At 54.8% G+C, this 17,541-nt stretch carries 13 protein-coding genes and 1 pseudogene; 12 read left to right on the top strand and 2 right to left on the bottom strand.

Going from position 1 to position 17,541, the window contains the following annotated elements:
• Positions 1–86: 86 nt before the first annotated feature.
• On the bottom strand, positions 87–950 hold the full coding sequence (locus tag ACUIAF_RS04100; protein WP_445339097.1) for an AraC family transcriptional regulator: 864 nt from the start codon (positions 948–950) through the stop codon (positions 87–89).
• Positions 951–1,669: 719 nt separating this feature from the next.
• Between ACUIAF_RS04100 and ACUIAF_RS04105 the strand changes: the two genes are divergently transcribed.
• The 6 genes and pseudogenes from ACUIAF_RS04105 (at position 1,670) to ACUIAF_RS04130 (ending at position 6,008) form a co-directional block, all read left to right on the top strand.
• The gene (locus ACUIAF_RS04105) at positions 1,670–2,119 is read left to right on the top strand and encodes a MarR family winged helix-turn-helix transcriptional regulator (RefSeq protein WP_445339098.1); all 450 of its coding nucleotides are present in this window, start codon (positions 1,670–1,672) and stop codon (positions 2,117–2,119) included.
• Positions 2,120–2,252: 133 nt separating this feature from the next.
• Positions 2,253–3,541 (top strand): annotated as a pseudogene (locus ACUIAF_RS04110) (MFS transporter).
• A 229-nt stretch (positions 3,542–3,770) separates the two neighbouring features.
• The gene (locus ACUIAF_RS04115) at positions 3,771–3,980 is read left to right on the top strand and encodes a hypothetical protein (protein WP_445339099.1); all 210 of its coding nucleotides are present in this window, start codon (positions 3,771–3,773) and stop codon (positions 3,978–3,980) included.
• A gap of 241 nt (positions 3,981–4,221) precedes the next feature.
• Positions 4,222–4,605, top strand: coding sequence for a hypothetical protein (locus tag ACUIAF_RS04120; RefSeq protein WP_445339100.1), 384 nt, complete (start codon positions 4,222–4,224; stop codon positions 4,603–4,605).
• A gap of 206 nt (positions 4,606–4,811) precedes the next feature.
• Complete coding sequence (locus ACUIAF_RS04125; RefSeq protein ID WP_445339101.1) at positions 4,812–5,027, top strand: Fic family protein; 216 nt, start codon at positions 4,812–4,814, stop codon at positions 5,025–5,027.
• A gap of 402 nt (positions 5,028–5,429) precedes the next feature.
• Positions 5,430–6,008 carry a hypothetical protein gene (locus ACUIAF_RS04130; protein ID WP_445339102.1) on the top strand — a complete coding sequence of 193 codons (579 nt, stop codon included), beginning with the start codon at positions 5,430–5,432 and terminating at the stop codon, positions 6,006–6,008.
• 2,400 nt (positions 6,009–8,408) lie between these two features.
• Here ACUIAF_RS04130 and ACUIAF_RS04135 read toward each other — a convergent pair.
• Positions 8,409–9,038 carry an NAD(P)-dependent oxidoreductase gene (locus ACUIAF_RS04135; RefSeq protein ID WP_445339103.1) on the bottom strand — a complete coding sequence of 210 codons (630 nt, stop codon included), beginning with the start codon at positions 9,036–9,038 and terminating at the stop codon, positions 8,409–8,411.
• Between the two features lie 161 nt (positions 9,039–9,199).
• On the opposite strand from ACUIAF_RS04135, the gene ACUIAF_RS04140 reads away from it, so the two are divergent.
• The 6 genes from ACUIAF_RS04140 (at position 9,200) to ACUIAF_RS04165 (ending at position 17,533) form a co-directional block, all read left to right on the top strand.
• Positions 9,200–9,541, top strand: a complete 342-nt coding sequence (locus ACUIAF_RS04140; RefSeq protein WP_445339104.1) for a winged helix-turn-helix transcriptional regulator — start codon at positions 9,200–9,202, stop codon at positions 9,539–9,541.
• 759 nt (positions 9,542–10,300) lie between these two features.
• Positions 10,301–14,173 (top strand): RCC1 domain-containing protein, encoded by a 3,873-nt coding sequence (locus ACUIAF_RS04145; RefSeq protein ID WP_445339105.1) that lies wholly within the window; start codon positions 10,301–10,303, stop codon positions 14,171–14,173.
• A 534-nt stretch (positions 14,174–14,707) separates the two neighbouring features.
• Positions 14,708–15,628 (top strand): ABC transporter ATP-binding protein, encoded by a 921-nt coding sequence (locus tag ACUIAF_RS04150; protein ID WP_445339106.1) that lies wholly within the window; start codon positions 14,708–14,710, stop codon positions 15,626–15,628.
• A complete protein-coding gene (locus tag ACUIAF_RS04155; protein WP_445339107.1) occupies positions 15,625–16,401 on the top strand; it encodes an ABC transporter permease in 777 nt (258 codons plus the stop codon). Before ACUIAF_RS04150 ends, ACUIAF_RS04155 begins: the two co-directional genes overlap by 4 nt.
• Positions 16,402–16,407: 6 nt before the next feature.
• Positions 16,408–17,073 (top strand): TetR/AcrR family transcriptional regulator, encoded by a 666-nt coding sequence (locus ACUIAF_RS04160; protein WP_445339108.1) that lies wholly within the window; start codon positions 16,408–16,410, stop codon positions 17,071–17,073.
• A 277-nt stretch (positions 17,074–17,350) separates the two neighbouring features.
• On the top strand, positions 17,351–17,533 hold the full coding sequence (locus tag ACUIAF_RS04165; RefSeq protein ID WP_445339109.1) for a hypothetical protein: 183 nt from the start codon (positions 17,351–17,353) through the stop codon (positions 17,531–17,533).
• The last annotated feature ends 8 nt before the right edge of the window (positions 17,534–17,541 follow it).

Consider the following 17,541-nt stretch of genomic DNA (forward strand, 5'->3'; position numbering starts at 1 on the left):
CCCATGAACATCAGATCTCACAAATGAATGCAGAAGTATTAGTGCACAACCTCCTTGACGTAAAGTACCAGTATTGAGCTTTTTTCTCAGATGCTGCCAGAACCCTGCTTGAATCTGCGATACTGCATGGGTGTCATTCCTGTGCGCTTCTTGAAAGAGGCACACAGTGAGGATTCGGATGTGAAACCGCACTGCTGACAAATCTGTCGTATGGACATCCCTGTGTTTACCAGCAAATACTGCACAGCATGGATACGGGAATCCACCAGATAAGCATGGGGCGTGAGGCCGGTTTCCTGCTTAAACAAACGAATAAAGTGATACTCGCTGAGAAAGACCCGCTTGGCCAGCTCGGAGACGGTGAGCGGCTCGTACAAGTGGGAGGACACATAAGCGATCGTGTCTTCAACCACCTCCTCCTGCTTTCGCTTGAAGGAGCGCGGCTGCTCATCAGCAAACTCGGTGAGCAGGTCGGTGATGTATTTGGACATCCTAGCTTCCGAATAGCCGTTTTCCGCCGTCATCCAGGAGGTAATGGTACGCATCCGCTCCAAGGCGTAGGTCTCGGAGGAGAGCATGAAGACATTGCCCAGCTTCCTGATGATGTAGTCGTAGTAGGGCCGGGCCATAACGCCGTCGAAATGAAGCCATTGGGCCGTCGTCGGGACATCGGTACCGTAGGCATGGCATGCGTAGCAGTTGACCAACGCAAACCGGCCCTCCTCAGCCACGAACGAACCTTCAGGCAGATTCAGCGTCAGTCTGCCGCTATCGATATGAATAATCAGATAGCTGTCAAAGGATCGTCGCTCCAGCCTATAGCCGGATTCATAGGAGAATTTGCCCACCCGCAGCGGATAGAAAAATGTTGTTCGCGCAATAGCCGAAGGGGTGTGAATCAAAAAGTCAGAAGTATTGGCATCGATGCCGTGCTCGGCAGGCTTCGCCACGATGCACCCTCCTTTCCGCACAAACCACTTCCCCCACGAATCACGACGGCCGCTCCTGACGACCTCCAAACGAACTCAGGACCATTAAGAAAGCAAACGGCAGCTCCAACCTTGCACATGAAACCACGAGATAAGGCATAAATCAGTTATAGGCATCGTCCTTGCCGATACAGCAATGCGTTACCGCATACTCAAACAATACAAGGCAACGTCAGCATTTCTATTACTTTATAGAATCAGTGTACGTTGAAGCCCTGCTGCTCACCATATTCTTCAGGTGCTTCTGCCAGGCATCCACACCCTGCTTCAGACTGTCTTCTTGTCGGTTTAGGCAGAACCGACATCGTCGGCAAATACGGTCCGAGCGTAGACTTCGAAGGGTAGCTTGGCCTGACCTGGGATCACATCGTTTGCCGCCTTGCACCGGCCTGATGACGGCCGCTGAATTACCGATCATTTGGATGACAGCTCTAAATACAGCGTGGCTTGTAAAAGCCTGCTGATGCTCAAATAAGGAGCAATAATCATCGAGACTCAAAACTGAAGACGAATTGAACTTGACCTCGGTCCACAAAAGATCCTGTGTCCGATAGAATTTCGCAAATACGAGGAAGAAACGCAGAGCCTCAGGAGATTGCATCGACGACCTATATACGCAGGCTTGTCCATACTTGGGAGATTATTCATTAGGTAGCTAACAATCTAACCGAAGAGGGCCTTTGAGCGAAGACTATGGCAAGCGGATCAAACGGGCAACCAACCTCATGTTACGATCCATGGATGTCTATGCGGCCCAGTACGGGCTGACCGGCACTCTAATGTCCATCATCGACTACCTTGGAGAGTCCCAGGACCACACCCAGCGGGACATTGAGATGGAATTCGACATTCGCCCGTCCACAACGACAAAAATTTTGCAGCGAATGGAGGCCGGTGGACTGGTCGCCGCCAAACGCGACCCCAGGGACGGCCGCCAACGCATCATTGCCCCGACAGCCAAGGCCCGTGGCCTGCAGACAGCGGTTCGGTCCTACATAGACGACCAACAAACAGCCATGGAGCGCCGGTTCGATCAGCATGATCTGGCTGCCTTTGACCGCGTGTTGGCCTATTTCATCGCCTTGAATTCCGATGATTCCTCCCAGTCCGGAAAGGAATCTCGCTCATGAGCGCAACCCAAGCCACGCAAGCACAAAGCACAGCAATCCCCACAGGGTCATCGGCGCGGTTGTAGCCACTGGCATCATGTCCTTCTGCGGCGTGATTGTGGAGACGGCCATGTACATCACATTCCCGGCCCTCATGAGCCATTTCGGTATCGGGACCTCCAGCGTGCAATGGATGACCACCCTCTACCTGCTGGTCGTCGCCTCCATCACCCCGCTCTCAGCGGCCCTCAAACGCCGATTCCGCAGCCGGACCCTCTTTCTGTGCGCCAACCTGCTCTTCCTGGCAGGCCTGGTCATCGACGCGCTGGCTCCGGTCTTCCCCCTCCTGCTGCTGGGCAGGGCCATACAGGGTCTGGGCACCAGCATCGCCCTCCCCTGATGTTCAACATCATCCTTCAGGAGGTTCCGACAAAGCGCATCGGCACCATGATGGGCGTGGGCACCCTGATCACGACCATCGGACCGGCCGTCGGCCCGACCTTCGGCGGACTGATAGCGACCACCATCGGATGGCGTTACGTCTTCATCATCCTGATCCCCGTATTGCTGATGTCACTGGTGACCGGCCTGGCATGCATACCCTCGGTTCCGGTGGCGGCAGATGGTAACCAGGCCGGACTGGAGCCACTTGACATATTCCTTATGGTCCTGGGCTTTGCAGGTCTTATCTTCGGCATCAGCAACGCCTCGGCAGGATGGCTCTCCTGGAGATTCGGCGGTGCGCTGGTCCTGGGGCTTATCGCCCTGGCAGCGTTCACCCTTCGCGCCCGGCATCAGACCCAACCGATCATCGACGTGCGCTTGTTCACGGACACCCGCTTCTCCCTGCATGTCGGCGCTTATATCCTCTTTGAGATCTGCGCCCTGGCCCTCTCTTTCATCCTGCCCAACCACCTGCAGCTGGTTGATGGTTGCACCTCGCTGCAGGCCGGACTAGTGGTGCTGCCGGGCGCGGCAATCGGAGCTGTTCTAGCCCCGCTCTCCGGCAGGCTCTACGATCAGCTTGGCCCACGAATTCCCATCATCAGCGGCAGCTGTGTCGCCCTGATCGGTCTTCTGGGATTTGCCCTGACGGCCCGTCGGCTGACAGCCTTGACCATCCTGATTCTCTATATTTTCTTCATGCTGGGCATCGGGCTGAGTTTCGGCAACATCATGACCAACGGCCTGCACCGGTTGAGCCAGGAGCAACAGGCCGACGGCAACGCCATCTTCAACACCGTCCAGCAGTTCGCCGCAGCCATCGGCAGCAGCATGGCGGCCACCATCGTCGCAGCAGGTCAGGCAGCAGTCACAGACCGACGGCTTGGCACCATCAACGGCTCACAGCATGCCCTGACCCTGTTATTGATTGTCGGCGCCCTGGAGGTTCTGCTGATCCTGTCCGCCCTGCACCGTTCTCAGAAACCGCAGCGCGTTTGAGAGACGGCGACCTTCAGTCCACGTCCAGGAAAACCCTTATCTCGTTTTCGCCACGGTTGGACCAAACGAAATAACAAAATGAGGAATCAAAGTGGTCACGGTTGACAGGTGACGAACAGGTTGCCATTGGCGGTAAAACGGAGCAGCATCAGCCAACTCTGCAGACTCTCGCCAGGCAGGCACCCCGCAGTCTGACCATGCTGCGGCTGACTGCGGAGGCGCCCAGATCATGGATCGGCCTGTCGAAGGCAATGGAGGCATTATTGGCGACTCGAACACTTCCATCTCCGCCGCCAGCATCGAACACACCACTGAGGGCGCCGACGACAACAGGGACAGCATCCGAGGCCCGCTCAACACCAGGAATGAGCTGCACGAACACGATCCGACCGGCTACGACCTGCGGCGGACATCTATCCGTATACTGCCCTACCTCTGAAACACCAATCCGGTCAACCTTGACTACAGCGGGCATATGAACCAGCTGCCCTAAACGCGAAAATCAACAAGACAGGAGGTGAGAATTACATGTATGCATTGACTATCGCCAACATGCTGATCAACTATCGTCGGTCACACCTGCATCTGACCAATATAAAAATCAACAAGTTGGTTTACTTCGCACTGGTTGAATGCCTCCGAAGACATGGGCATAGGCTGTTCAATGACCCTATATAAGCATGGGATTACGGTCCCGCGGAACCGAGCGTTTATACAGCATTCAAAAAGTATGGTTCAGATCGAATCACTGCCCCAGCCATATCGAGGACAACAATCAAGCCAATTCCTTAGCGGACCTCCAAGACACAAAGGATGTGGTTCAAAAGGTTGTCGATTTATACGGACCATTGGCAGCTTTCGAACTTGTGGACTATTCACATCGCAACGGTTCAGCTTGGAAAGCGGTGTATGAGCCCTGCAAGAACAACGAAATCACTGAAAAAGCCATACGCAGCTGTCACGATAGCATCGGTCATCCTGGTTTGCGGAGGACCTTGGCCGGTGGTGTTCGTGCAGTGGATGAGCGATTCCACAATGCGCTGAAACTGTTGAAGGACTCATGAAGAATGAGAAGTTGGTTGCAAAGAACAAACCAGCAGAATATTTGATTTGCACAAGCTGGAAATACTGCAAACTGGAGGTTTTGGTAAAACTGATATTCGGGGCAAACAGAAACAACACCTAGTAGTTGAGAGCAAATTGCTGACTCCGGTTTACATAGTCTTCTGTATTTGCTTTCTTCTGCATCTGCTTTGGCATCGGCCCTGCTGTGCAATATGAATTCACTGACATTTTCAATCAGGTAAGCAGGTTGGCAGAAATGCTGGCAAAAGACCATATTTTCGGTGATGGCAACAAAAGAACTGCCCTGCAAGCTCCACTTTCTTTTCTCTTCAAAATGGGTATCGAATTGGGTGTTGACGATTCAGACAAGCCGAAGCGCAATGGCATGTATTGCTGGATACAAGAAATGGCCAGAGGGTAGAAGAAATTCACTGAGCTTGCCGCACAACCCAGGAATGCAGGCAGACTCATATAAATTTTCTAGCCGCTGTTTCTGTATTGGTAAATGGCCGGTAAGACAACGTTGTGGCAATGGCACACCTTCAAAGACTTCCCCAAAGCAGAGCACAATTCTTGTTGTGTTTCAGGCCTACTGAGGTTAGAGACCGCGCTCGTGATGCCAACCCGATTGGCAGGCGGAATAACGGCCAACCAGGTAAATATGGCCAGCATTCGACCACTGCAGATACCGATCGGCAAATATTTGTATATCTTAAATAAAGAGTTAAACTCGATTGAACTAATAACCGCTCTTCTGGGTTATGAAACTTAAATCTAATCAACAGCGTCGTGAACTCGCCCCCCACCTACCTAAGGAGAACTGATGAAGAAGACAAAGGCTTTTGAACAGACGGACTTTGATCCGGCAGAGGCGCATCAGCGGGATCCCCAGGGACACATGGGACGGCTCACGGCATTGTCGGCCCCGTTCCGTAGCGGGGCAAGAACGGCTGGGGCTATCTGGAAGAAACAAATAATTGCCGTCGTAGCAGTATTGATGAGTGTGGCCCTGTTCTCGGGCTGCCAGGGATCGAACCGTTCAGAGCCGTCCGTGGAACAGGTCTCCAATTATCTTTCATCTTTGACCAAATACGACGTTTCTGGTGACGGCACCGTCAAAACCATCTCTGCGGACAAATCGGGAACCCTGTATGTACTTGCAAAACGGGCTGACCTTAAGCAGACAGAGGCCGCGCAGTGCAAGGTGAATGGACAAGCCATGCAGCACTCTTCTTCAAACTTGAATTATCCAGCAGGCGACGGGCAGAACTTCTTCCCCTTTGCGAAAATCGACATTAGGCAGGGCAATCCGCACAAGCTCACATGCGACCAGCCCAATGGTGTCAAATTGATCGCATTGCTCGATCCCCACGTTCGAAGCTTGCCAAAGCAGGCCGCATAATTCCTGTTATGGCCTTTCCACACTGAAACGGCGAGTCAATTCCTGCGTTAATTGCTCGACTCCTATCAGTAAGTGCCTCCATAAATAACGAATCGTCTTTCGCCCGGTCTTTTCTGATACATAGGCCGATCGGTTTGCTTCAACCAGGCCTTCCCGGATTGCAGCTTTTAGTAGAAAGCAGAGAGGATCTGAAGAACCAGTCAAGTGTAAAGAATCCTTACCTACAACATTTGCACCTAAGCCGGGCCACATCGCATTCTCCGGCCAATGCAGTAAAGAATGGTTGAAATCCTACTGCGAAAAAACACGCTGGCGACTCAGCATCTACGTGGCCCAGGCGGCCACGGCCACCGCCCTGCACGCCCAGCCGGAGCCCGGGCGCAGGAGCCTTCCGGCCCAGCGTCCGATCTTTCCTGGTGTCATCATTGATGTTTCCCTTCCACTACTATGAAGGGGACGGCCTCATGGCCGCCCACAAGTAACGCCAGCGGGATAGGAGACCTGCCAAGCAACCGGTCCCGCTGGCAAATTCTTCAATTTTCTAATCAGTCAACCGATGCCACAAGATCCATCTGGATTGCAACCATGATTTCCAATCGGCTTGTGATTCTGCATCCACTGGTTCCAATCAAAGCCTCCGCCGCTGCCGCCGCCTTGCGCAGCTGCTGGAGCGGGCGCGGATCCGCCCCATCTACTCAAAACAGCGGCGGATTCAATCTTCAGGACTACCCCAACCTGTGGAACCAGTTGCAGCATTACCACGAAGGGCCAGCCATCGACAACCAGGGGAACTGCATCGCCGATTGTTATGGATGGACAGGTTCTAATTAGGCTTTTACGGAACCAGCGAGGGTCTGTTAATACAACGGAGTCGCTGTACTCAGACCCCTCAACCTTGGCCTGAACATAGCCATTTATAAAACGACTCCGGTCTTGATTCTGAAGCCGGAGTCAAAAAATCCCAAGTACTGCTATGAATTGGTCAGCATCTGACTCGGTCTTGACAGATGACTAAATCAAGTACTTTCACACGTATCAGCGATAAGTGCCCAAATAACCCTCTGAGGCCCATCAACACCACCTGGGCAGACCACTCTTCAATACTGTTATTTTAAAATTACTTATTAATCTTCATCCGTTTATCTCACTCACTCATCACTTCTACGCTCACGACGGTGTAACTCCTGGGCTGACTTCAGTCAGAATCGTATGACCTCACTAGCCTGCCGAATAGATTCTTCAGAGCTTTCAAATCCCCCATGTCCGTTCGGGACTCCAGCAGGGCGCCCTGACTCTGAGACATTCGTATGTAAGTCAAGACGAAACCGGGATTTACAAGGCATTCGTCCTCGTAGCTGCACCTACGGGAGCAATCTGGACCACGTCTTGTGTTTGAAGACCTTGATAAAGACTGGTCCAATTTGGTCAATAGCCGTTCTGAGGTATATGACATCTATGACATCAGTGTCATAACGTTTCTGTAGTGATTTGTAAGGAATCAGTACTTCATTGCTCCTTGGTTAGGTTTCACATGAAAAACCAGGTTTGTTATTTTTATCATCATGTCGTCCTATCTTCTCGTCCAATCCACGACTCAACCGCAGCAACCTTAACCCGATGTGTGCTTGGTGCACTTTAAAGAGAAGAAGATGCACATGTTGTTATCCCCCAGTGATCAGCGCACAACTTCCTGCTTCTCTATTGTCGTCGTCGGCTGCTTGTTCATCGCCGTTGTTGCCGGCGATCATCAAAGGAGCCGTTAGGTCATAACCCTCCTGGCATCTTGTTTCGGCAAGACCACCTTCATGAATCAGGACCTTACATTCATTCGTTGATACTTAGAGTCATTAAAAGTGGTAACGGTCTGAAAAAAATGTCGATGTTGCTTTAATCCTCTCCAACAGGAAAGCAGTTGTATCTTCAGGCCTCCTGGCCATCCCCCAAAATGACACCAATCCGGCATGCAGGCTTTCATGATCGTTCTTTCATTGTTCCCTCTAAAAACCCGGATCCTCCATCAACCAGCTCAAGGGCGGGGGCTGCCTGTGATGTGTTATTCCAAGACTAATGCCAAATCTGTTATCTGTTGAATGCCGGCAACACAAAATGCCGTCCTTAGCGTTTGATCCAACATACTAGGTGATGTTCAATGATTATAAAAATAGGGGGAAGCAACAACAACGAAGCAGAATCCAAGCACCAATTCACATGAGACAATTCCATCAGGTTCAGTCAAATAAACCGCATCTAGACTGTCGATCAGATAAAAAGCAATCCAACAATCAGAAATCGCCGTGTATAGGCATCTGCTTCGACTCCCTATAACAGAAACGGCGCAGTTCAAACAAAGCAGGTTACTCATACTGTATTTCCAATTCAAATGGCTTGGACTTTAGCCAATTACTTGGCATAAACAGAGATGCGTTCACCGACGTGTCTGCCCGACTCGGCTTCATCCACCACGGCAATTGCATAATCGGCATAGCTGATGAAACTCTCCCCTTCAGCATTCGCAATCAATTCTTGACCTGCCAACCCGTATGAACCGGTGCGTTTTCCATCGGCCTGGAAATCAGCGGCAGGACTGATGTAGGTCCACTTGACATCGGAACGGTTGCGCAGGCTTTCAAGCGCCTTGCTATGGGCGGCCGAGACCGGCTTGTAGTCATCCGAAAAATCAGGAGTATCTTTAAGCGCCAAGGTGTGCTCCTTATTAACAAACAAGCTACCGGCACCCCCTACCACAATCAATCTGATACCGGTTCCTGACAGTATGTCAGCAAGATGCTTGGCTGCATCCGGAATGACATGCAGAGTCTCCGATGTCCATGTGCCGACGGCATCCACAATTACATCGAAGTCAGCCAGATCCGCCGTGGTCAAATCAAATAGGTCCTTAACGATGGCGTGTGGGGCTGCCGACTTATTTTCATTTCGTACCACAGCGGTTACTTCGTCTCCACGCGACAAGGCTTCCTTGACGACAAGTTGGCCTTCTTTACCGTTTGCCGCGACTACTGCAATCTTCATAATGGTTCCCTCCATATTCGTTACGGACTAATTCTGTTTTCTGCTGTCATGATGTACCTTATGGTCATACAGAATAAAAAAGAAGTAGGCATAAATATGTTCTATAGTTACTTTTTGGGAACTTTTGCTGATTTCCCTGCATTCTTCTGATTGGAGCTTAGATGGAGCGCGAGTTACCGACGTGTCCAGTGGAGACCACTTTGCTGATGATCTCCGATAAGTGGAAGGCACTGATCCTGCGCGATTTGCTGAACGGAACCATGCGATTTGGCGAACTGCGCCGTTCCGTTGGCAATGTCTCGCAGAAGGTACTGACCTCGAACCTGCGCCAAATGGAGCGTGATGGCCTTGTGCACCGCAAAGTATATGCGGAGGTACCTCCTCGGGTGGAATATTCCTTGACAGAAACAGGCAAGAGCCTGAGACCGGTCATCAACGCTATGCGAGATTGGGGCGTTAGTTATCAAGCAATCCATGGCAGTCAAGAGCATCCTGCATCTTGAGTCGAAATAGTTCAACCCGGCAATTCAAAGAAGCATCTCGCAGATGGCTGGTCGGCAAAGCAATCCCGACCACGACGAACGACGCCCGACCATCACCAAGACCGCTAATGCAATAAAAGAAAGCAAACAAAAGAAAGCAAACACAACCATTTGCGACATACACCCCGACTAATCAGCATGCAAAAGCGGATAAGCCAGGGCTCCGCACCCGGATAGGGATGCGAGTGGCTGTCTGGTCGTCATCTGTTCCATCAGAGGGGCCAAAAGTAACGCCAAAGTGGCTCATAGTTTGCACACCGATTTAGTTTGCACACCGATTGTCAAATAGCAGCTTTACGTTTGCCGCTATTGGAGCTCGCTATGGACAGCATCGGCTGGGCAGGCATGCTCGGGCCCGATTGGCCATATACCTACGAAGACAACCGACATATACGAACAACGCCAGAATCCTTCTTTGGATCCTCCGGGCTTCTCTCTGTGAGAGCTGTAACAGCCCAAAGCTACATCAAGTAAGCCGCCGGGCCAGTGGTGCAGCTCCATAATCACTGCCAACTTGAAGCCACGCATTACTTTATAGATAGAAAAAGAAAGTCATACACAATATGATTGGCAGCATTTTTTCTTCTGTTATTTTTACTTCGCTTTCACATCTGTGGTAAAATTGTATTAAGTGGTCGTTGTTATTTTCGGCGCGCGACTCGCCGAATGTTGGGGATAATTGACAATGCGGCTGCGATTCCTGGGGAAAGGGATATACCTATGTCTCGTCAACGCTCGAACATATTGGTTCGACCGGCCTTGTTGGTCAGTCTCCTGCTGGCCATTATCCTGCCCACAAGCCTCCTGGTCTGCACCTATGCCACGGCAGACAACGCCGCAACCGAGTCAAGCGTGGCCGACGCGGTCGCACCGACCACACATGCAAATAGCAGGGGGGGGGGGGGGGGTCGTCAGACCCCTCTAGTAGCTGAGCAAGAGTCCAGTGATGCTCCTGACATCGCCGCCCAGCCAACCGGAACAGCAAACACTCCTACAGCAACAACTCCTACTTCTTCTACTTCACCGTCTCCCCTTACCACATCCTCTCCACTGAATCCCACACAGCAGACCCCCTCCCTCTCTCCCACGCCTGACAAGACCAGCAGCCCAGGCGACACCGACATCGCTAGTCTGCAAGCACGCGCCTCCATAACGCACACCGTCACCTTCAGCAATCCCCAAGGCACCGACACGACACAAACAGTAACTGACGGGGGGTGTGTGAAACGTCCAGCGGATCCAACCCGAAACGGCTACCTGTTCGACGGATGGTTCATTGGTGATACACCAGTAGCCTACAATTTCAGCAAACCAGTCATCAACGATCTGAAACTCACCGCCCATTGGAGCAAGGATTGGAGCATGAGCCCCGTGCATGGACCGGCCGCTGGTGGCACGAGAGTCACCCTAACCCCGCCTGGGCCGCGCGGAATCCGCTTCAGCCAGGTCAGCGCCGGAAGAGGACACACCCTTGCAGTCGCCTCGGACGGCAACATCTACGCTTGGGGAAGCAACGATTATGGCCAGCTCGGGGACGGAACCACCACCGAACGTCATGAGCCGATCCAAGTAAAGAAACCTCAAAACGTATCCCAGGATTTCACCTGGATCCAGGCTTCAGCCGGGTACATGTTCTCCTTTGGCCTGGGGTCGGACGGCAAACTCTACAGCTGGGGAAGCAATCTACACGGATACCTGGGAGACGGCACCACTAACGATCGACACACTCCCGGCCCAGTGGCTCTACCACCGAATGTGCCAACCGGATTCACCTGGAAGCAGGTCGCAGCAGGCAGCCTGCACGCTCTCGGTTTGGGATCCGACGGCAAGCTCTACAGCTGGGGCAACAACCTATACGGATACCTGGGAGACGGCACTACTAACGATCGTTACACTCCCGTCCCTGTAATCACGCCACCAAATGTGTCTGCCGGTTTTACTTGGAAGCAAATAAGCTGCTGGGGCTGGCATTCCCTGGCATTGGGATCAGATAACTGGCTCTACTCCTGGGGCTACAACCTAGGCAACGAGCTAGGCACCGGAACACCAACAGAAAAGGAACTCATCCCTGTGCGTGTAGCTGCACCGCAAAATACAGCTTCCGGATTTACTTGGGTACAGTCCAAAATGGGTGACTATTACTCTCTCGCTATCGGATCTGATGGCAACATATATGGGTGGGCATATGGCGGAAGCGGCAATATCGGCAACGGTGCCACTAATGATAAGCCTAGTCCGACCCAGGCCTTCAAACCCAATGGAGCTCTCCCAGGATTCGTCTGGAATCAGATCAGCAATCTATCTTTTGCATCCCTGGCTATAGGTTCTGACGGTAATCTCTATTCCTGGGGAGGCAACGCAAACGGTCAGCTTGGCGACAACACCACTACCCAGCGAAACACCCCTGTCAAAGTTGCAGCGCCGCCCAATACGACTTCCGGACTGACCTGGCTACAGGTAAGCGCCGGATGGGACAACACATCGTTCGGTCTGGCTTCGGATGGCAACCTGTACTCCTGGGGCAACAACACCAACGGTCAGCTGGGCGACAACACCACCAACGAACGACACATCCCTGGACGAGTGAACATGCCCGGTACTACCACAGTCACTGCGGTCAGCTTCGGTGGAACGGCGGGCACGAACATAACCAAGAACGCTAACGGCACATGGAGTGTCACCACGCCTGCGCATGCGCGAGGAAAAGTGGACACAGCCGTCTCATGGACTTTGAACGGCCAGCAGCCGGACGCCCAGCTGGCCTACAGATACCTGGACTCCTACACCGTTGCCTTCACCAGTGCGGATAGCTCCTGCCCGACACCCTCGGGCATGCCTCTAAGCCAGACCGTCACCGAAAGCAGACAGGCCAAACGCCCCTCCCCCGATCCGAAGGCAAACGGCTGCCTGTTCGACGGATGGTTCACCAAAGACGCCGGCAACGACTCCAAAATCGCCTACGACTTCAGCCAGCCCGTCACCGGCAACATCACCCTGGCCGCCCACTGGACCAGAACGGACACGCGCTGGGCCCTGAACCCCGACAAGGGCAACGTGCTCGGCGGCCAGCATGTGACCATCACACCGCCCACCATCAACCGGGGCATCCGCTTCAACCAGGTCAGCGCCGGAGGCCACCAGGCCACCAGCACCAGCAGCTTCTCCATCGGCGTCGCCAGCGACGGAAACGCCTACGCATGGGGCAACAACAAATACGGGCAACTTGCTCAGAAACCGGCCGACGTCAGCATGCAAAAAACTCCTATCAGAATCCCCCTGCCCGACGGCGCGGATTCCAACTTTACCTACACGCAAATTACAGCCGGTGACTCGCACGTCCTGGCCATCGGATCCAACGGCATCCTCTACAGCTGGGGACGCAACGACCACGGGCAGCTGGGTGACGGCACCACCACGGACCGGTACAATCCCCAGCCCGTCAAGGACACCGGCGGTCAGCCTTTCAAAGCAGTCCAGGTCAGCGCGGGCGTGGCAGACTCGGCCGCCATCGATTCTGAAAACCGCGTCTACACCTGGGGCAGCGAAAGCACTGGCAAGGGCCAGACGCCCGCGTACAGCACGACCCGGAAGAACCCCACTCCAGCCGCTGACCCGGACAATCCGGGACAGACCTTGCATGCGGTCCAGGTCAGCCTCAACTGGAGCTTCGTCATGGCCCTGGATGCTGATGGCAACGTGTACACCTGGGGATACAACACGAACGGCCAGCTCGGCAACGGCACCAGCGACAGCACCAGCTACGCATCCAACCCGGCCCGACTGCCCAACCAGTCCTTCCAGGCCACCCAAATCAGCGCAGGAAGCTGGCATGCCTTGGCCATCGATACGGACGGAAACACCTGGGCCTGGGGATACAACGGGTACGGCCAGTTGGGCGACGGCAGTACCAGCGACAAATACAAGCCCCAAACCGTGCAGAACCCCACTAATACCAGCCAAAGCCTTAAAGCCGCCCAGATCAGCGCGGGTGTGAACCACTCCCTTGTCGTCGACCGGGACGGCAGCCTCTGGGCATGGGGTTGGAACAGCAACGGGCAGCTGGGCATCGGCAACACCGTCAATCAGACCAAGCCGGCGACCATCAAGGACCCCGCCAACGAGGCCCAGACATTCAAGGCTGTTCGGAGCAGCGCTGGACAACTCCATTCACTGGCCATCAGGCAGGACGGCAACCTCTGGGCCTGGGGAGACAACCAATACGGGCAGTTGGGCAATAATCAAACGGCAGCCAAGAGCACGACCCCCATGCCGGTTGCATTCGATCCGACGCCTTTGGTTCTTACAGACGTCAGGTTCGGCGGCATCGCCGGGACCAGCCTGTACCGGAACGCCGATGGCACCTGGAGCATTACCAACCCGCCCCACGAAGCAGGGCCCGTCGACGTGGCCGTCGACTGGACCATAGACAAAGCCGCGCAGACGACCGCCCACCTGGGCTACACCTACGAGGGCATCCTGACCAGGGCCGGCAGCACCGGCCTCCTGGTCCTGCTCGCCGCAGGACTGCTCGCCGCCGAAGGCGCCGCAGCAGCGGCCTCCCACCAGCGAGAAACCAGCAGCCGCCGGCACTGAGCTCTTTGCCCGAGTAAGCGGGGTGACTCTGCAAAACCCCAAGATCGCAGAGTCACCCCATTTCTTTAATTTGCTGCTTTGATCCCAAGCTGGAGCTTCCTCGCAAGCAGGGCCATCATTCTTCTGTCCTTCTGTCATAGGCCAGCTACTGTATACGCCAGCTATTGCCATCGCCCACCAGGTCCCTGAAGGCTGGCATCTGCGGAATCGCTACCAGGATAACGGCCAACCGGAGGCACAGCAGCAAGGACAGGATCGTGTCCCGCTCACGCTTGAAATCCCCCGAATCTTCTTCATTGAAGAGCAATTATCGGATTCCCAACACTGCTAAGGAAAAGCATAGTTCTTCCAGGACGGTCCGAGGCGTATATCCCCGCCTCGCCACGCCAGAATCCCGCTGCCCACGAAAAGCATGATGAAACTTGGTTGTTAACAATGTTATTATAGTTAACGTTGTTAAACAAAATCGTCAGGAGGTATACCTTGCAACCCGCAAAAAACGATTCGGGGGAATATGCCCTGTCCTGTTGCCAGGTGCGTAAATCATTCGGGAGCAGGCAGGTGCTCAAGGGTGTGGATCTTCAGGTCAGGCGCGGCAGCATCTTGGGTCTGCTGGGTAGGAATGGAGCAGGCAAGTCAACCCTGATCTCGGCCTTGACCGGGCTGGGCGAGCCGGACTCAGGCCACATCTCAGTAGAGGGGCGCAACCCTTATCGAACCCCCTCGCGCATCTTCGGCCGGGTCATCGGACTTGCTCCCCAGGACCTGGGCATCTATCCCCATCTCAGTGTCCGAGACAACCTACGCGGCATGGCCGGCCTGCAGGGACTGAGCACCAAGCAGGGCAGCAGAAGGGCCGACGAACTGATAGAGCTCATGGGATTGGGATCCCAGTCAGGAACAGCAGCCGAGAATCTATCGGGAGGGCAGAAACGACGCCTTCACACTGCCATGGCCATGGTCCACAATCCCCCGGTGCTCTTCCTGGACGAGCCCACTGTTGGGGCGGATGTGGAGGCCCGCTCCAGAATACTGGACATGGTCAAGGCCATGGGCCGACAGGGCACCACCATCATCTACACCACCCACTACCTCAAAGAATTGGAAGAGATGGGCGCGGACCTGGCCTTCCTGATCGACGGGCGGATCCAGGTCCGGGGCTCCCTGCAGGAGGTACTCCATAAATATGCCCGGGCATCCCTGCGTATCTCATTCGTCGGCCCTGCCCCAGGCCAGGTCCCGGGATGGCGGACGGCAGACGGCTTCCTGGAGCCCGATCACCCGGTGTCCAGCCCAGATCAGGAGTTGGCCTGCCTCTTGCAGGAGCCGGTCATGAAAAGTGCCCGTCTGGCATCAATCACCATCGTCCAGCCTGACATCGAGTCGGCCTACATGACCGTCATGGGCACATCCTCAAGCGACCCTGCCGGGTCACGAGCATGGGAAGACAGGTGAGCGCCGTGCATTTCAACGGATATTTAGCAACATTCCGCCTCAATTTCAAAATCGAGCTGCGAAGCATCTGGCTGCAGGCGGTCATCGTGGCCATTCCACTGATCATCATCCCCTTCATGCTGCCCTCCTACCGGGACTCGCTGAGGGCCCAGGGGCATCTGGGCGCCAATGGATCCGAGCAGGCGCTTCCTGGGTTCGCCATCCTTTTCGCCATGTTTTCCCTGCAGCTGGTCCTCCAACTCTTCTTCCAGGAGCATGAATGGCATACCTGGGACAGAATGCGGGTGTCGGCAGTATCCCTCTTCGACCTGGTCATGGCCAAACTGAGCGTGTCCTTCATGGTGCAGGTGGTCCAGGTCGCTGTCGTCATGCTGATCGGGACGGCGCTCTACCACTATCGGCCCAATGGATCAGTCCTGGCCCTGGCTGCGGTCTGCCTGCTCATTTCGATTGTGCTGACCCTCTTCGGCCTGCTGCTCTACATCTTCTCGTCCTCGCAAAACATGGCCATGTCCTTCAACAACATTCTTGGCATGCTCCTGGCTGGCATGGGCGGAGCCCTCAGTCCTGTCTCCGGATTCCCGGACTGGGCACAGAAGCTGGCCAAGGGCAGCCCCGTCTACTGGGCCATGGATGCCATAGGAAAAATCAATTTCGACCATGCCGGAATGGCGGATGTATGGCCTGACCTGCGTATCCTGCTGGCCTTCCTGCTCGCCCTGGCTCTCCTGGCAACGGTACTATTCAAGAGAGGAGTACAGCGGAAGGAGTGAGGAAGCATGGCTGACCCACCCAAGGCACCCGTCAAGACGACGCTCAACCGAGACTACATTCTGCGCTCTGCCCTATATTTCGTCGACGAGCACGGACTGGAGGCCCTGAACATCCGCGCCTTGGGCAAGCAAATGGGGGTGTCAGGACCAGCCATCTACCGCCATGTACCCAGCAAGGCCGCCCTGCTTGATGGAATCGTCGAGCTCATCTGGCAGTCAGCCACCGACCTGAACTCCATACCCCAGGACATGGGATGGCGGCAAGCGCTTGAAGATGTCATGCTTCAGGTTCACCGGACGCTGCTTTCGCATCCCCGGGCGCTCCCGCTCATGGCCACGCATCCCATCAACACCGACCAGTCCTTCCACATGGTCAGCACCTGGTTGAAGCAGCTGACAACCCATGGGCTCAAGGTCGATTCCGACACCATCCACCTGCTCAACAGCCTGGCCGGACTGACCCTGGGCAGTGCCATCGCCCAGGCCTCTCCCCCTGTCGGCGGTGCGGGCGGCCAGACCAATACGGATCTGGCCAAAAGACTGGCCGAGGATACCCAAGGATTCGATGATCTGAAAACACTCTTCGCTTCTACGGACGACGGAATCAGCGCCCTCATGGAGACCAGCTACCGCAAGGGCCTGCACGCCCTGATCGCCGGTTGGCCCGCCTGATCAGTGGCCAATGGATCGTTCCCTGCCACGTACCCATAACACGCACTCATAAACTTCATGTTCTACTCAGAATTACTTCCCCGACATTCCACCTGAGAGAACCTTATCGGCACGTAGTATAGTTGAAAGACGCAAGGCTTCCTGCTTGTACCCTCGCACAGAGGGATGGGGATATACGCTACGTCATGGAAGCCTCCAAGGGTATTTCAACCGGTAGGGGCCGGTGGGTCAGCCTTTGGGGAAGGGGATTATGCTTAATAGGTGTCAGCATCAGCACATGTCGATCAGACCAGCCGCGGCCATCAGTCTTCTGCTATCTTTCGTCCTGCCTCTAGGCCTCCTCGCCGGCACCAGCGCCGATGCCAGCACCACCGCCAGCGAGCCTGCTGTGGCCGGCGCGAGCGCGCCGGCCACAGCAGGAGGCACCGGGGGGGGGGGGGTCGTCAGACCCCTCGCGTAGCTAAGCAA

Source organism: Bifidobacterium sp. ESL0822 (assembly GCF_052606675.1).